9 protein-coding genes, 1 tRNA gene and 1 pseudogene are annotated in these 13815 nt (G+C 63.1%); 5 read left to right on the top strand and 6 right to left on the bottom strand.

Annotation, left to right across the window (positions count from 1 at the left end; all coding sequences use genetic code 11):
* Positions 1-70: 70 nt before the first annotated feature.
* Together CUR85_RS14830 and guaB are read right to left on the bottom strand one after the other, a co-directional pair.
* A pseudogene (locus CUR85_RS14830) lies at positions 71-1229 on the bottom strand (RsmB/NOP family class I SAM-dependent RNA methyltransferase).
* 48 nt (positions 1230-1277) lie between these two features.
* The gene (gene guaB, locus CUR85_RS14825) at positions 1278-2726 is read right to left on the bottom strand and encodes an IMP dehydrogenase (protein WP_136720318.1); all 1449 of its coding nucleotides are present in this window, start codon (positions 2724-2726) and stop codon (positions 1278-1280) included.
* 189 nt (positions 2727-2915) lie between these two features.
* On the opposite strand from guaB, the gene CUR85_RS14820 reads away from it, so the two are divergent.
* The 5 genes from CUR85_RS14820 (at position 2916) to CUR85_RS14800 (ending at position 8173) form a co-directional block, all read left to right on the top strand.
* Complete coding sequence (locus CUR85_RS14820; RefSeq protein ID WP_067262025.1) at positions 2916-4964, top strand: ASKHA domain-containing protein; 2049 nt, start codon at positions 2916-2918, stop codon at positions 4962-4964.
* Entirely contained in the window at positions 4964-5287 is a 324-nt protein-coding gene (locus CUR85_RS14815) for a class I SAM-dependent methyltransferase (RefSeq protein WP_280322796.1), read from the top strand. The genes CUR85_RS14820 and CUR85_RS14815 overlap by 1 nt, the downstream gene beginning before the upstream one ends.
* Positions 5185-5808 carry a methyltransferase domain-containing protein gene (locus CUR85_RS14810; RefSeq protein WP_280322890.1) on the top strand — a complete coding sequence of 208 codons (624 nt, stop codon included), beginning with the start codon at positions 5185-5187 and terminating at the stop codon, positions 5806-5808. The genes CUR85_RS14815 and CUR85_RS14810 overlap by 103 nt, the downstream gene beginning before the upstream one ends.
* A gap of 40 nt (positions 5809-5848) precedes the next feature.
* Positions 5849-5922 (top strand) — tRNA-Gly (locus CUR85_RS14805).
* A gap of 199 nt (positions 5923-6121) precedes the next feature.
* Entirely contained in the window at positions 6122-8173 is a 2052-nt protein-coding gene (locus CUR85_RS14800) for an ATP-binding protein (protein WP_067262068.1), read from the top strand.
* A 42-nt stretch (positions 8174-8215) separates the two neighbouring features.
* Here CUR85_RS14800 and CUR85_RS14795 read toward each other — a convergent pair whose 3' ends face one another.
* The 4 genes from CUR85_RS14795 to zwf all read right to left on the bottom strand — a co-directional run bounded on the left by CUR85_RS14795 (position 8216) and on the right by zwf (position 13724).
* Complete coding sequence (locus CUR85_RS14795; protein WP_067262029.1) at positions 8216-9844, bottom strand: long-chain fatty acid--CoA ligase; 1629 nt, start codon at positions 9842-9844, stop codon at positions 8216-8218.
* 159 nt (positions 9845-10003) lie between these two features.
* Positions 10004-11596 (bottom strand): glucose-6-phosphate isomerase, encoded by a 1593-nt coding sequence (gene pgi / locus CUR85_RS14790; RefSeq protein WP_394376090.1) that lies wholly within the window; start codon positions 11594-11596, stop codon positions 10004-10006.
* Entirely contained in the window at positions 11593-12264 is a 672-nt protein-coding gene (gene pgl / locus CUR85_RS14785; RefSeq protein WP_067262031.1) for a 6-phosphogluconolactonase, read from the bottom strand. The genes pgi and pgl overlap by 4 nt, the downstream gene beginning before the upstream one ends.
* The gene (gene zwf, locus CUR85_RS14780; protein ID WP_067262033.1) at positions 12261-13724 is read right to left on the bottom strand and encodes a glucose-6-phosphate dehydrogenase; all 1464 of its coding nucleotides are present in this window, start codon (positions 13722-13724) and stop codon (positions 12261-12263) included. The genes pgl and zwf overlap by 4 nt, the downstream gene beginning before the upstream one ends.
* Positions 13725-13815: the final 91 nt, after the last annotated feature.

Raw genomic sequence — 13815 nt, 5'->3', positions numbered from 1 at the left:
TACGTGCGACAGAGGTTAAGCAGGCTTTAACCGAAATCGGTTTGCACGCATTGGTTGATTATGAGTAAATTTACTCGCGCGTCAACTGTGTTGAAAAGAACCCGTCGCCATCGGGGGTCACGTCATAGCGATCCATGCGGGCGACTTTCCATTCTGGGTTGCGGGCGAGAAAGGCTTCGACCCGCGCCTCGTTCTCCTCTCGAAACAGGGAACAAGTGGCGTAAGCCAAGACACCGTCACGGGCGGTAAGCCCTGCCGCCGTATCCAGAATTTGATCCTGAATGGCCGTCAGTTCAGTCAAACGTTCGGGGTCAGGGTCCATTTTCCCTCTGCCGCGCGGCGCCATGCGCCGGAGCCGGAACAGGGCGCATCGCAGAGAACGCTGTCATAGGGCGCGCCGGCTGCGGCCTCTTCGGTATTGACCAGGGAAATCGCGACGCCCGCGCGATCGGCGCGGAGAGGAAGGTCGCTCATCCTGCGGGGGTCGATGTCGTGGGCCGTGATCTCGCGCAGGGGGTCCATGGCCAAGGCCAAGGCCTTGCCGCCACCCCCGGCGCAGTAGTCGAGCACCCGGCCCCCCTGCGGCAGCGCGGCGACAACGGCTTGGCTCGAAGCATCTTGCAGTTCGACATAACCATCGGCGAAGGCGGCGGAATTTCGGATGCGGCGCGCGCCTTCGATCACGGTCAGCGCGGCTTCGGCAAGCGGGTTTGCGCGGGTTTGGACACCCTCTTCGGCCAGCAGTTCTTGCGCGGCGGGCACCGCGATCCGCGCCGTGTTGACCCGCAGGCAGATCGGCCCGCGCTCTTGAAGCGCGAGGGCCGCGGCATCCGCATTCTCCCCAAGCGCCGTATCGAAAAGGGGGAGCAGCCAATCGAGCAGGTTCAGCCGCGTTGCGCGATCCTCGGGCATTGGCGGGAAAGCCCGTTCAACCTCGGACAGCGGCGCGGGCGCATGGCCCCCCCTGAGAAGAGCGCGTCAAGGTCGCCCCCCTGCCCGTGCAGCACACCGATCATCAGCGCGCGGCTCGTCTCCCCCCTGCCGTAATGTGCCGCGCTGCGTTTCTGGCGCAGCACGTCGAACACATGATCGCGCACGGCGGCACGGTCTTTGGAGCCCGCGAAACGGCTCTGACGTGCCCATCGGGTCAGTGCCTGTTCGGCGGCCAGCCCCCCGGCAATTGCGTCCAGAACTTCTATCGCAGCGGATACGCGCGCGCCGGGGGTCATGACATCTTCCTTTTGGAAAGTACGGCCCGCGGGCCGTTGCTTTATGGGTTAACCGATACGGTAATTCGGGCTTTCGCGCGTGATCTGCACGTCATGCACATGGCTTTCCTTCAGCCCCGCGCCGGTGATCTTCACGAAGTTGCAATTGCGGCGCATCTCATCGACCGTGGCGCAACCGGTATAGCCCATGGCCGCGCGCAGACCGCCGACCAATTGGTGCAACACATTGCCCGCGCTGCCCTTGTAAGGCACCTGACCTTCGATCCCCTCGGGCACCAGTTTGTCAGAGGCGGCGTCTTTCTGGAAATACCGGTCTGCCGAGCCGCGGGCCATGGCGCCCATGCTGCCCATGCCGCGGTAGCTTTTGAAGCTACGGCCTTGATAAAGAACGACTTCGCCGGGGCTTTCGTCGGTGCCGGCGATCATGCTGCCGACCATGGCGCAGGAGGCACCGGCCGCGATCGCCTTGGCGAAATCGCCGGAGAACTTGATGCCGCCATCGGCGATGATCGGCACGTCGCCCGCAGCGGCCACGCAGTCCATGATCGCGGTCAGTTGCGGCACGCCCACGCCCGCCACCATCCGCGTGGTGCAGATCGAGCCCGGGCCGATGCCGACCTTGACCGCATCGGCGCCTGCGTCGATCAACGCGCGGGTGGCGGCGCCGGTGGCCACATTGCCCGCGACGACCTGCACATCGGCGAACTGTTTCTTGGCCCGGGTCACCGCATGGGCCACGCCTTCGGAATGGCCATGGGCGGTGTCGATCACGATCATATCGACGCCCGCATCGACCAGCGCTTCGGAGCGCTCGAAGCCCGCATCGCCCACTGTCGTCGCCGCGGCGACACGCAAGCGGCCCAGATCATCTTTGCAGGCGGTGGGGTTCAGCACGGCCTGTTCGGTGTCGCGCAGGGTCAGCAGCCCGGTGAGCTTGCCTTCGGCATCCGTGACTAGCAGTTTCTCGATCCGCCGCGATTTCATCAGGCTGATCGCCTCGTCCCGGTCGGCAGGCTCTTGCAGGATCGCCAGCCGTTCAGAGGTCATCATCACCGAGACCGGCGTGCGGTCGTCAGAGGCGAAACGCATGTCGCGGTTGGTGACGATGCCCAGCACGCGGCCATTTTCGTCTACAACCGGGAAGCCGGTCACGCGGTAGCGTTCTTGCAGGTCCTTGGCATCCGCCAGCGTCTGGTCGGGACGCAGGGTGATCGGATTGTAAACGATGCCGGATTCAAAGCGTTTCACCCGACGCACTTCGCGGGCCTGTTCTTCGATCGTGAGGTTGCGGTGGACCACCCCCATGCCCCCGGCCTGCGCCAGTGCGATGGCCATGCGGCTTTCGGTCACCGTATCCATGGCCGAGCTGAGCAGCGGGATATTGAGCGCGATGCTCTGCGTGACGCGGGTTCGCGTATCTGCGGTGGACGGCAACACAGAAGACGCTGCGGGAACCAGCAGGACGTCATCAAAGGTCAGGGCCTCACGAATCTCCATTTAACACCTCGGGTCTGGATGGGTTCATTTGGCGGTTTCCTATTTCACGGATGGCCGGGATTGGAAAGGCCTATTCCCCGCGTAAGCCACAGAGGGGAATGACGCGGGCGCGGCACGAATTGCCGCCCCGCATCTTTCCCCTGCCGCGCGGCACGCTATGCTGTCGCAAAGAAACAAAGGACGGCCCCGATGAGCAGTGACCCCCTCGTGATTTTCACGCCCTCCGGCAAGAGAGGGCGCTTTCCCAAAGGCACCCCGGTGCTGACTGCCGCGCGGCAGTTGGGTGTCGATCTTGACTCGGTCTGCGGCGGGCGCGGCATCTGTTCGAAATGTCAGGTCTCGCCGGGGTATGGGCAGTTCTCGAAACATGGGGTGACCGTCGCGCCTGACGCGCTGAGCACATGGAACGCGGTCGAGGAACGCTATGACGAGAAGCGCGGCCTGAAGGAGGGCCGCCGTCTGGGCTGTCAGGCCACGGTGCAGGGCGATGTGGTAATCGACGTGCCGCCAGAGAGCCAAGTGCACAAACAGGTCGTGCGCAAACGCGCCGAGGCGCGGGAGATTGTGCTGAACCCGTCGGTCAAACTCTTCTACGTCGAAGTGACGGAGCCCGACATGCACGAACCCTCGGGCGATCTGGAGCGTCTCAGGGCCGCGCTGGCCGAGCAGTGGGAGCTGGAGAAAGTCACCGCCGATCTGCACATCCTGCAAATGATGCAGCCGGTCCTGCGCAAGGGCGATTGGAAAGTCACCGTCGCCGTTCATCTGGGCGATCAGGAAAACGCCGCGCGGATCATGAACATCTGGCCGGGGTATTACGAGGGCACGGTCTATGGTCTGGCGGTCGACCTCGGCTCTACCACCATCGCGGCGCATCTGTGCGATCTGCAAACCGGTGAGGTCATGGCCTCTTCCGGCGTGATGAACCCGCAGATCCGTTTCGGCGAAGACCTGATGAGCCGCGTCAGCTATTCCATGATGAACCCCGACGGCGCGCAGGAGATGACCCGCGCGGTGCGCGAAGGGATGACCACGCTTTTCACCCAGATCGCCGCCGAAGGGAATGTCGCGCCCGATCTGATCGTCGACGCGGTCTTTGTCTGCAACCCGGTGATGCACCACCTGCTGCTAGGCATCGACCCCTTCGAGTTGGGCCAAGCGCCCTTCGCGCTTGCAACCTCCGGCGCGCTGCGTCTGCGGGCCGAGGATTTGGACCTGAACATCCACCCCTCCGCCCGCGTCTACCTGCTGCCTTGCATCGCGGGCCATGTCGGCGCGGATGCCGCCGCCGTCGCCCTGTCGGAGGCGCCTGAGAAATCCGACGAACTGATGCTGGTGGTCGATGTAGGCACTAATGCGGAGATCTTGCTGGGCAACAGGGAAAAGGTGCTGGCCTGTTCCTCTCCCACCGGGCCCGCGTTTGAGGGGGCGCAGATCAGCTCGGGCCAACGGGCGGCACCGGGGGCGATCGAACGGGTCGAGATCGACCCGGAGACCAAGGTGGCCCGGTTTAAGGTGATCGGCTGTGATCTCTGGTCCGACGAGGACGGCTTTGAAGAGGCGGTGGCGAGCACTGGCGTCACGGGCATCTGCGGCTCCGGCATTATCGAAATGGTCGCCGAGATGCGCATTCACGGCATCGTCGACGCGCCGGGGCTGATCGGCAGTGCTGCGCGGACGGGCTCGGCCTCGGTCTTTGCCGATGGGCGCACCAACAGCTATCTGGTCTATGACGGCACCGAAAAGGGCGGGCCCAAGATCACGGTGACCAACCGCGACATCCGCGAGATCCAGATGGCCAAGGCCGCGCTCTATTCCGGCGCGCGGCTGCTGATGGACAAATTCGGCGTCGACAAGGTCGACCGCGTGGTGCTGGCGGGGGCCTTTGGCGCGCATATCAGCCCCAAACACGCGATGGTGCTGGGCATGATCCCCGACGCGCCGCTCGACAAAGTCACCAGCGCGGGCAATGCCGCAGGCACCGGCGCCCGGATCGCCCTGCTCAATACCGAGGCCCGGGCCGAGATCGAGGCGACCGTGGGCGCGATCCACAAGATCGAAACCGCCGTCGAGCCGCGCTTTCAAGAGCATTTCGTCAATGCCTCGGCCATTCCCAACGCGGTGGAGCCTTTCCCCATCCTCAACAGCCTCGTCGCCCTGCCAGAGGTGACCTTCAACACCGGCGGCAGCGGCGAAAGCGAACGCGGCGGGCGTCGGCGCAGAAGAAGGGCGACGTGATGACTGCCTCGGACAACAGCGATCAGGTCGAATTCTGGAGCGCCTCGGCGGGCCAAAGATGGGCCGCGCGGCAGGCTGAGTTGGACATTCTGATGCAGCCGGTGCTCGACGGCATGCTGGCGCGCGCCGAACTGGCACCGGGGCTGCGGGTGCTCGACATCGGCTGCGGCGCGGGGCGGGCTGTCTCGCCGCCGCCGAGGCGGTGGGCGATGCAGGCGCGGTGCTGGGCGTCGATGTCTCTGCCCCGCTGCTCGACCTCGCGTGGCAACGGGCCGCCGCCCTGCCCCATGTCGCCTTTCACCACGGCGATGCAACGACGCTAGCGCTTTCCCCTTCCTATGATCGGCTGATCTCACGCTTTGGCGTGATGTTCTTTGCCGATCCGGTGCTGAGCTTCACGCGCATGGCCGCGCAGCTCAGCCCCGGCGCGAAAATCAGCTTTGCCGCTTGGGGCCAAATCCCCGAGAACCCTTTCTTCACCCTGCCCGCCCGCGCGGCCCGGGCCACCATCGGCGCCATGCCGAAAAGCGATCCTGACGGCCCCGGCCCCTTCGCCTTTCGCGACCCCGAACGCGTGGTGTCGATCCTCGCCGAGGCGGGATTTGTCGATATCGCCTGCAAGGTGACACGGCTTGACCTCACCCCCGCGGGCACGGTCGATGACCTTGCCCAGCAGATGTGCGACATCGGCCCGGCCAGCGGCGCGATCAATCATTTCGAGGCGGGCCCGGCACAAGTTAAGGAACTTCGGCAAACCATCGCCGAAGCTCTGCGTCCCTATGCGGAAGACGGCCCCCTGCGCCTGCCCGCCGAGATCAATTTCGTCACCGCGACGAAACCCTGACTTGACCTTCCCCGCGCGCCGATTATCTCACCCTCAGCGCGCGGGTATGGTGAAAAGGTATCACGGCAGCTTCCCAAGCTTTAGTTACGAGTTCGATTCTCGTTACCCGCTCCACGCTCCCCCTCCGCCTTCGTGACGCCGCCACATGCCCCCGCATAGGCCCCGCAGGGTTCCCCAAGGTCACACCCATGAAAAGCCTAATCTGGTCCGAATTTCGCCATGATTGCCCGCAAAAGTAGCGATCTACAGGGAAGTAACTTACGCGCAGATGGCCCAACGATGTCGGATGCGCATTGAGGCAAAGGAAAAAAGCGTGGCAAACGCGTTTCGGGACTACGCGACATCCAAGGCGTATATCATCGTCAATTTCATCGTGCTGTGCTGTGTCGCCGGCATCAGCTATTCGATCGTCAAACTGGATTACGAGCAGCATATCGCCAGCATCCGTCAAGATGCCCGGCAAACACTGCATGAAGTCAGCAATCAGGTGCAGCATCAGTTCCAAGAGACCATTCTGGTCACCAAGAACATCGAGAATATCCTGCTTTCCAGCGAGGCCTTCAAAGACAAGAAGATCGAACTGCTGGTCAAAGAGTTGCGCGACCGGAACCCCGGCATTCAGGCCTTCGCCCTCGCCCCGGACCTCAAGATCACCCATAGCTACCCCAAAACCCAGAATGGCGAGACGATTGGTCTGGAATACAAGAACATCCCAACGCAGCTTTCCGGCGTCGCCAATGCCTACCGCCGCCAGAGCCCGACCATCGAAGGGCCGCTGAACCTTGTTCAAGGCGGCAAGGGCTATATCATGCACTACCCGGTGTTCGAGCGCCCCATCGGCCTCGGTGCGCCGCGTTTTTGGGGGGTGATGTCCATCGTCTTCCAGCCCGACCGGCTGTTCGAGCCGCATCAAAACCCGCATCAGGCCGCCGACTACATCTATAGCCTCCGCGCCTTTCCCACGGGCGTCATGCCGCCTGAGATTGAGCCCGCGGCGGTCGACCCCACAGCGCCTGTGCGCACCCGGTTCGAGCTTTTGGGCAAGACATGGGAGGCGACGGCAAGCCCGGCCAACGGCCTGCCCCCCTATGCCCCGCAAAGCCCCTACCTCGTGGCCTTCGCCCTGATCGCGACCATCGCGCTGATGGCAGGCCTCTGGGCCTTCCGCCGGGTCACGCTGAAAAAGCAGGAAGCCCATGCGCTTTTGGCCGAAGGGATCGGCTCGATCCAAGAGGGGTTCATCGCCTTTGACGAGAAAGAACGCCTTGTCACCGTCAACAGCAAGTTTCTGGAGTATCACCCTGAAATCTCTGACCTTTTGATCCCCGGCAAAACCATCGAAGAGCTGTTGCGCCATTGGGTCGCCCGCCATCAGCACCCAGAGCAGGTCGAAGAGCGTGAGGCATGGATCGCCAAACGTCTCGCCCGGTTCCGCAACCCGACCGGCGCCTTCATTCTTGAGGTTTCGGACAACTTCTGGCTCAAAGTCACGGAATCGCGCACGCCGCATGGCTATACCGTGGGCATCTGGACCGATGTGACGGCCGAGAAACGCGCGCTCGACGCGGCCAAGGCGGCGGACCGCGAAAAGACCGAATTCCTCAACAACGTCAGCCATGAACTGCGCACGCCGCTCACCGTGATCTCGGGCCGGGCGACCTTCCTGCAACATGCCGAAAAGCTCCCCCAAGCCCGGCGCTTGCAGACCGCGTTGAACAACAGCGCCAATGCCACGCCCGACATTCGCCACAGCGTCGATGAGTTCCAAAACTTCGTCTCTGACCAAGCGGGCGGCATCGCCGGGTCGTCCAAACATATGCTGCGCCTTGTCGAAGACCTGTTGGATTGGACCAAGGTCGCGCGCGGCAAGATGGAGCTTGATCTGCAAGAGGTTGAGACCAGCGAGATCGCCCGTTCCGTCGCCGATGACCTGCGCCCGGATGCCGAGGCCAAGGGGCTGACGCTGACCTATGAGGACAATGGCACGGCCCTCGCCAATGCCGATCCGGTGCGCCTCCGGCAGATCCTCTACAACCTGATTTCAAACGCGATCAAATTCACCCGCAGCGGCAATATTCATCTTCAGATGCAGCAGGATGCCGAAGAGATCACCTTCTCGGTCTCCGACACGGGCTGCGGTATTTCCGAGGACAATCTCGAACGGGTTTTCCTGCGGTTTCAGCAGGTTGACGGCTCAATGTCGCGTGAGAACGGCGGCTTGGGATTGGGCCTTGCCATTGCCGAGCAACTGGCCAGCCTGCATGGCGGTAGCCTGTCGCTGGAAAGCAAAGTCGACGTGGGCAGCACCTTCCGGCTGACCCTACCCCGCCCCGTGGCCGATAGCGAGATGCGCCGCTCGGCCTGATGGCAAAACGCCCCGGCCCAAAGCGGACCGGGGCGGCCTATCTTAGCTCTCGCCCTGCATCAGCACATCGCCAAAACGGTCCCGCAGGTCGCGTTTCAGCACTTTGCCCGTCGCGTTGCGCGGCAGTGCCTCGGCGAAGACCACCCTGTCGGGCACCTGCCATTTGGCGATCTGATCCTCGAAAACCTTAAGGATATCCGCCTCTGACGGATCGGCCCCTTCGGCCTTCACCGCGACCAGAACCGGGCGCTCGTCCCATTTGGGATGGGTGGCCCCGATGACGGCGGCGTCGGCCAGATCGGGATGGGCGATGGCGATATTCTCCAACTCGACCGAACTGATCCATTCGCCGCCGGACTTGATGATGTCCTTGGCGCGGTCACGGATGGTGATATAGCCGTCGGCGTCCATCGTCGCGATATCGCCGGTGTCGAACCAGCCATCGCGCAGGGTGCTGTCGCGATCGGATTGGTAGTAGGCATCCAAAATCCAATGCCCGCGGGTGACCAGCGCGCCTTGGGTTTCGCCGTCGTGGGGCAGCGGCTTGCCTGCGTCGTCCCAGATCTCAAGTTCGACGCCAAAGACCGGGCGGCCTTGGTTCTCGCGCAGCTTGTGCTGGGCGTCTTCGGGCAATTCACCGTGTTTCGCCAAGGGCTTGTTGACGCTGCCCACCGGCGACATCTCGGTCATGCCCCAAGCGTGGATGGTCTCCACCCCATAGTCTTCGCGGAAGGTCTTGATCATCGACGGCGGACAGGCCGAACCGCCGACCACCGTACGCTCTAGGCTGGGCAGTTCGCTGCCGGATTTCTTTGCCGCCGCCAAGAGCCCCTGCCAGATCGTCGGCACGCCAAGCGCCAAGGAAACGCGGTAGGTGTCGATCAGCCCCACCAGCGACGCCCCATCGAGGTTCGGCCCCGGCAGCACCATCCGCGCGCCGGTCATGGCGCTGGCATAGGGGCAGCCCCAAGCGTTGACATGGAACATCGGTACCACGGCCATCACGATGTCCCGTGCGGAGATCGCGATGCTATCGGCCATGTTGATGCCAAAGGAATGCAGCACGGTCGAGCGGTGGGAATAGAGCACGCCCTTGGGATTGCCCGTGGTGCCAGAGGTGTAGCACAGGCTCGACGCCGTGTTCTCATCCAGATCGGGCCAGTCGAACCCGGCATCGCCCGAAGCCACCAATTCGTCGTAGAAGATCAGCCCCGGCAGCGCCTCGGCAGCCTCGGCATCGGGGCCGGACATCAGGACGAGGTGCTTGAGATGCTCAAGCTTGTCGAGGATCGCGGCGACGAGGGGGACGAAGGTCTTGTCGATGAACAGAACCTCATCCGCGGCATGGTTGAGGATATAAACAAGCTGATCGGCAAAGAGCCGCGGGTTGATCGTATGGCAGACAAAGCCCGCGCCGGAGGTGCCGAAGTAGATCTCCAGATGCCGCCGATTGTTCCATGCGATGGTCCCGCAACGCGCCTGCGGCGACAGCCCCAGATCGGTCAAGGCCGCGCCCAAACGCCGCGCATTCTCGGCCACCTGCCCCCAGTTCGTCTCCTCGACCCCGCCGGTGGTCGAGACCGAGATGATCTCGCCCTCGGGGTGATAGCGTTCGGCATGGGAAATCAGGCTTGAGATCAGCAGCGGCTGCGTCATCATCTGGCCAAGCATAGGGGGTCCTCCAATCATTTGCTTCGAGACTGTCCAAAGGTCAGGGCAGTTGCAAGCCTTCCCCTCCGGCAAGTCGTAATAGCGCTGACGGACAGGACAATGGCACCGCGCAGGCGGCTGTCGCCCGCGCGGGGCCTCGTTCCGGTCTAAGGGCAGCCCCTAGCCGCGATGCTGGTGGATATAGCCGATCAGCCCTGCGGTGGAGCCGTCTTTCCCCTCGGCAGAGAGGTCGCCTTCGACCAGCGGTTGGAGGGATTTGGCCAGTTCCTTGCCCAGCTCCACACCCCATTGATCGAAAGAGTTGATGCCGAGGATCACCCCTTCGACGAAAACGCGATGCTCATAGAGCGCGATGATCTGGCCCAGCGTGAAGGGATCAAGCGTTTCATAGGCAAGTGTGGTCGAGGGCCGGTTGCCGGGGAAGACACGGTGGCGCGCTTGGCGTTCAAGCGCGTCGCCCGAAAGCCCCGCGTCGCGCATGATGGCGCGCGCTTCGTCCAAAGACCGTCCGCGCATCAGCGCCTCGGATTGGGCAAGGCAATTGGCAATCAGCAGATCGTGGTGATGCTGCAACTCCGGTTCATGCCCCTTGGCCGCCACCAGAAACTCGCAAGGGATCACCCGCGTGCCTTGGTGGATCAACTGATAGAAAGCGTGCTGCCCATTGGTGCCCGCCGCGCCCCAGACCACCGGGCCAGTGTGGCGTGGGCTGTCGGTGCCGTCCATCTGCACGCCTTTGCCGTTCGATTCCATCTCAAGCTGTTGCAGGTAGTCGGGCAGCATCTCAAGCCGTTGGTCATAGGGCAGCACCGCGCGGGTGGCATGGCCGCAGATTTGGTTGTGCCAGATGCCCACCAGCGCCAACAACATCGGCATGTTCTCCGCCGGATCAGCGGCGCAGAAATGGCGGTCCATCTCCTGCGCGCCGCGCAGGAAGCTGTCGAAAGCCTTGGGCCCAATGGCGATCATCAGCGAGAGCCCAATCGGCCCCCAGACGGAATAGCGCCCGCCGACCCAATCCTCGAAACCGAAGACGCGAGCCGGGTCGATCCCGAACTCGGCGGTCTTGTCATCCGCGGTGCTGAGCGCGGCGAATTGCGTCGCCGGATCGCCGCCATGGTCCTGCATCCACGCCCGCGCCGTGCGCGCATTGGTCATGGTCTCGATGGTGGTGAAAGTCTTGGAGGCCACGATCACCAGCGTTTTCTTGGCATCCAGCCCCCGCAGCGTATCCGCGATATGCGCGCCATCGACGTTCGAGACGAAGTGGCAACGCGGCCCATCGTGATAGGGCCTCAGCGCGCGGGTCGCCATGGCGGGGCCAAGGTCGGAGCCGCCGATGCCGATGTTGACCACATCCGTAATGTCGCCGCTGCGCACCTGATCGGCAAAGCTGCGCATCCGCGCCAGCGTGTCGCGGACCTGCGGCATGACATCTTCGCCCGCGACTTCTACCGGCCCGCCATCGAGATTGCGCAATGCGGTGTGCAACACCGCGCGGCCTTCGGTCTCATTGATCGGCGCGCCCACGAACATCGCATCACGCCGTTCGGTGACCTTGGCGTTTTCGACCAGTTGCAGCAGTGCCGCGCGGGTCTCGGTGTCGATATTCGTCTTGGCGTAGTCGAACAGCATATGCTGCGTGCGCAGCGAGAAGTCCTCGGCCCGGTTCGGGTCATCGAACAGTGCCGTGATCTTGCGGTCTGCCACGGCGCTTTGCCGCTCTTGAAGGTCTTGCCAAATGTTCATCATGCCGCCCAGTAAACCTCGATTTCATCCAGCACCGCTGCAATCGGCGCCTCTCCGGGGGAAAGCCCCTCAGCGCGCTCAAGCGCGGCGCGTTTCTCATCCCCGAAAATCACGAGATGTTTGTTCAGCGCCCCGTCGAGCACATGCGCCGGCAGCGTGACCCGCGCAGTGGGCTGGCCCTCGGGATAGACCGGGCACAAAAGCGGGGCATCGGCGGCCAAAGCGTCAGGCAAGCTCGGATCACCGGGGAAAAGCGAGGCGGTGTGCATGTCGTCGCCCATGCCAAGCAGCAGGACAGAGATCGGCACATGATCCGTCAGACTGGGGGCCACCACCTCTGCCCCCTCGCCCGGAGAAAGCCCGGGGCGGAAAAATGGGATGAACTGCGCCGCCGCGGCGCGGTCGTTCATCAGATGCTCGCGCACCAGACGCGCGTTCGACAGCGGGTCATCCACGTCCACCCAACGCTCATCGGTCAACATCACATCCACCCGGCTCCAATCCAGATCGGTCGCGCTGAGCATCTCAAAGATCGGGCCGGGGGTAGAGCCGCCCGGCACCGCGAAAGACACGCGGTCATTGCCCGAAAGCGCCGATTTCAACTTGCCCGCCAGTTTGTTGGCGACATTCATCACCAGCATTTCGCGGTCCGCATATTCGATGATGTTCATGGGGATACCTTTCGCCATTCACGGCCATCGCGCCGCATCATTTCTGTCGCATCCGTGGGCCCCGCCGAGCCGCTGTCATAGGGTTTGGGCACGTCGTGACGCGCCTCCCAGCCTTGGATGATCGGATCGGTCCAGGCCCAGGCGGCCTCGACCTCGTCGTCGCGCATGAACAATGTCTGGTTGCCCCGGATCACATCCATGATAAGCCGCTCATAGGCATCGACCTGATCGCCCCCATCGGGGCCAAGCGCTTCGGCAAAGGTCATGTCGAGCGGCACATCGACCAGACGCATGCCCCCCGGCCCCGGTTCCTTGATCGTCACGCCAAGAGTGATGCCCTCGTTCGGCTGCAAGCGGATCGACAGCACGTTGCGATGACGGCCAGCGTCTTCGGCAAAGATGGAATGCGGCGTGTCTTTGAAAACCACCGTGATCTCGCTCGACCGCGCCACCATGCGTTTGCCGGTGCGCAGATAGAACGGCGTGCCATGCCAACGCCAGTTGCTGATATGGGCCTTCAACGCCACGAAACTCTCGGTCCGCGAACGCGGGTTGCCGACGGCATCGCGGTAGCTGGGGGCATCTTCTTCATTGCCCTCCTCGGCCTCATACTGCCCGCGCACGAGGTGATGCGGCAGCACCGGATCGATCGCGCGGATCACTTTCAGCTTTTCATCGCGCACCGCATCAGGGTCGAAACGCGCGGGCGGCTCCATCGCGATCAGGCACAAGAGTTGCATCAAGTGGTTCTGCACCATGTCCCGCATCGCGCCGGATTTGTCGTAATACTCCCCACGGCCGCCGACGCCCACCGTCTCGGCCACGGTGATCTGGATGTGGTCGACGTATTGGCGGTTCCACAGCGGCTCGAACAGCATGTTGCCAAAGCGCACGGCCATGAGGTTCTGCACCGTCTCTTTGCCGAGATAGTGATCGATCCGGTAGATCTGCTGTTCTTTAAAATAGGTGGCCAGCGTCGCGTTGAGGGCGCGCGCACTCTCCAGATCGCGGCCAAAGGGTTTTTCCACGACAATGCGACATTCTTCGCCCGCCATGCCCCATTGCTGCAACCGTTCGGCCAGATCACCGAAAAGCCCCGGCGCGACAGAGAAGTAATAGACCTCGATCCGGTCCTTGCCGGACATCAGGTCCTGCAGCTCGGCCCAGCCGGTCTCTCCGCGTGCGTCGATGGCGACATAGTCAAGCTTGGCGAGAAAGGCGTCGAGGTTATCGCAGGCGTCTTTCCCGCCAAACTCTTCAATCGCTTCGGCCACCATCTCGCGGTAGCCTTTGGCGTCCATCTCGGTGCGCGCAGCCCCGATGATCCGCGCCTCTTCGGGCATTTGACCCGCACAATATCGCCGGTAAAGACCCGGCAAAATCTTGCGCCGGGCCAGATCGCCGGTGCCGCCAAAGATGACAAGATCGAAGGGGTCGACAGGGATAACACGCGAAACCATTGATTAATCCTTGTCCGGGCAGAATGGCAGAGTTAGCGCAAACATACTTATTTTTCCCTACATCACAAGACTGTGCGCCCCGGTGCTTGGA

Origin of the sequence: Sulfitobacter faviae (assembly GCF_029870955.1) — a bacterium.
GTDB lineage: Bacteria > Pseudomonadota > Alphaproteobacteria > Rhodobacterales > Rhodobacteraceae > Sulfitobacter > Sulfitobacter faviae.
Note: the sequence above shows the minus strand (reverse complement) of the source record. Positions and strands in the feature narration are given on the sequence as shown.

Bases quoted from the DNA above. Each gene is read 5' to 3' on its own strand.
- guaB (WP_136720318.1), bottom strand. From the start codon at position 2,726: ATGGAGATTCGTGAGGCCCTGACCTTTGATGACGTCCTGCTGGTTCCC.
- CUR85_RS14820 (WP_067262025.1), top strand. From the start codon at position 2,916: ATGAGCAGTGACCCCCTCGTGATTTTCACGCCCTCCGGCAAGAGAGGG.
- CUR85_RS14815 (WP_280322796.1), top strand. From the start codon at position 4,964: ATGACTGCCTCGGACAACAGCGATCAGGTCGAATTCTGGAGCGCCTCG.
- CUR85_RS14795 (WP_067262029.1), bottom strand. From the start codon at position 9,844: ATGCTTGGCCAGATGATGACGCAGCCGCTGCTGATCTCAAGCCTGATT.
- pgi (WP_394376090.1), bottom strand. From the start codon at position 11,596: ATGATGAACATTTGGCAAGACCTTCAAGAGCGGCAAAGCGCCGTGGCA.
- pgl (WP_067262031.1), bottom strand. From the start codon at position 12,264: ATGAACATCATCGAATATGCGGACCGCGAAATGCTGGTGATGAATGTC.
- zwf (WP_067262033.1), bottom strand. From the start codon at position 13,724: ATGGTTTCGCGTGTTATCCCTGTCGACCCCTTCGATCTTGTCATCTTT.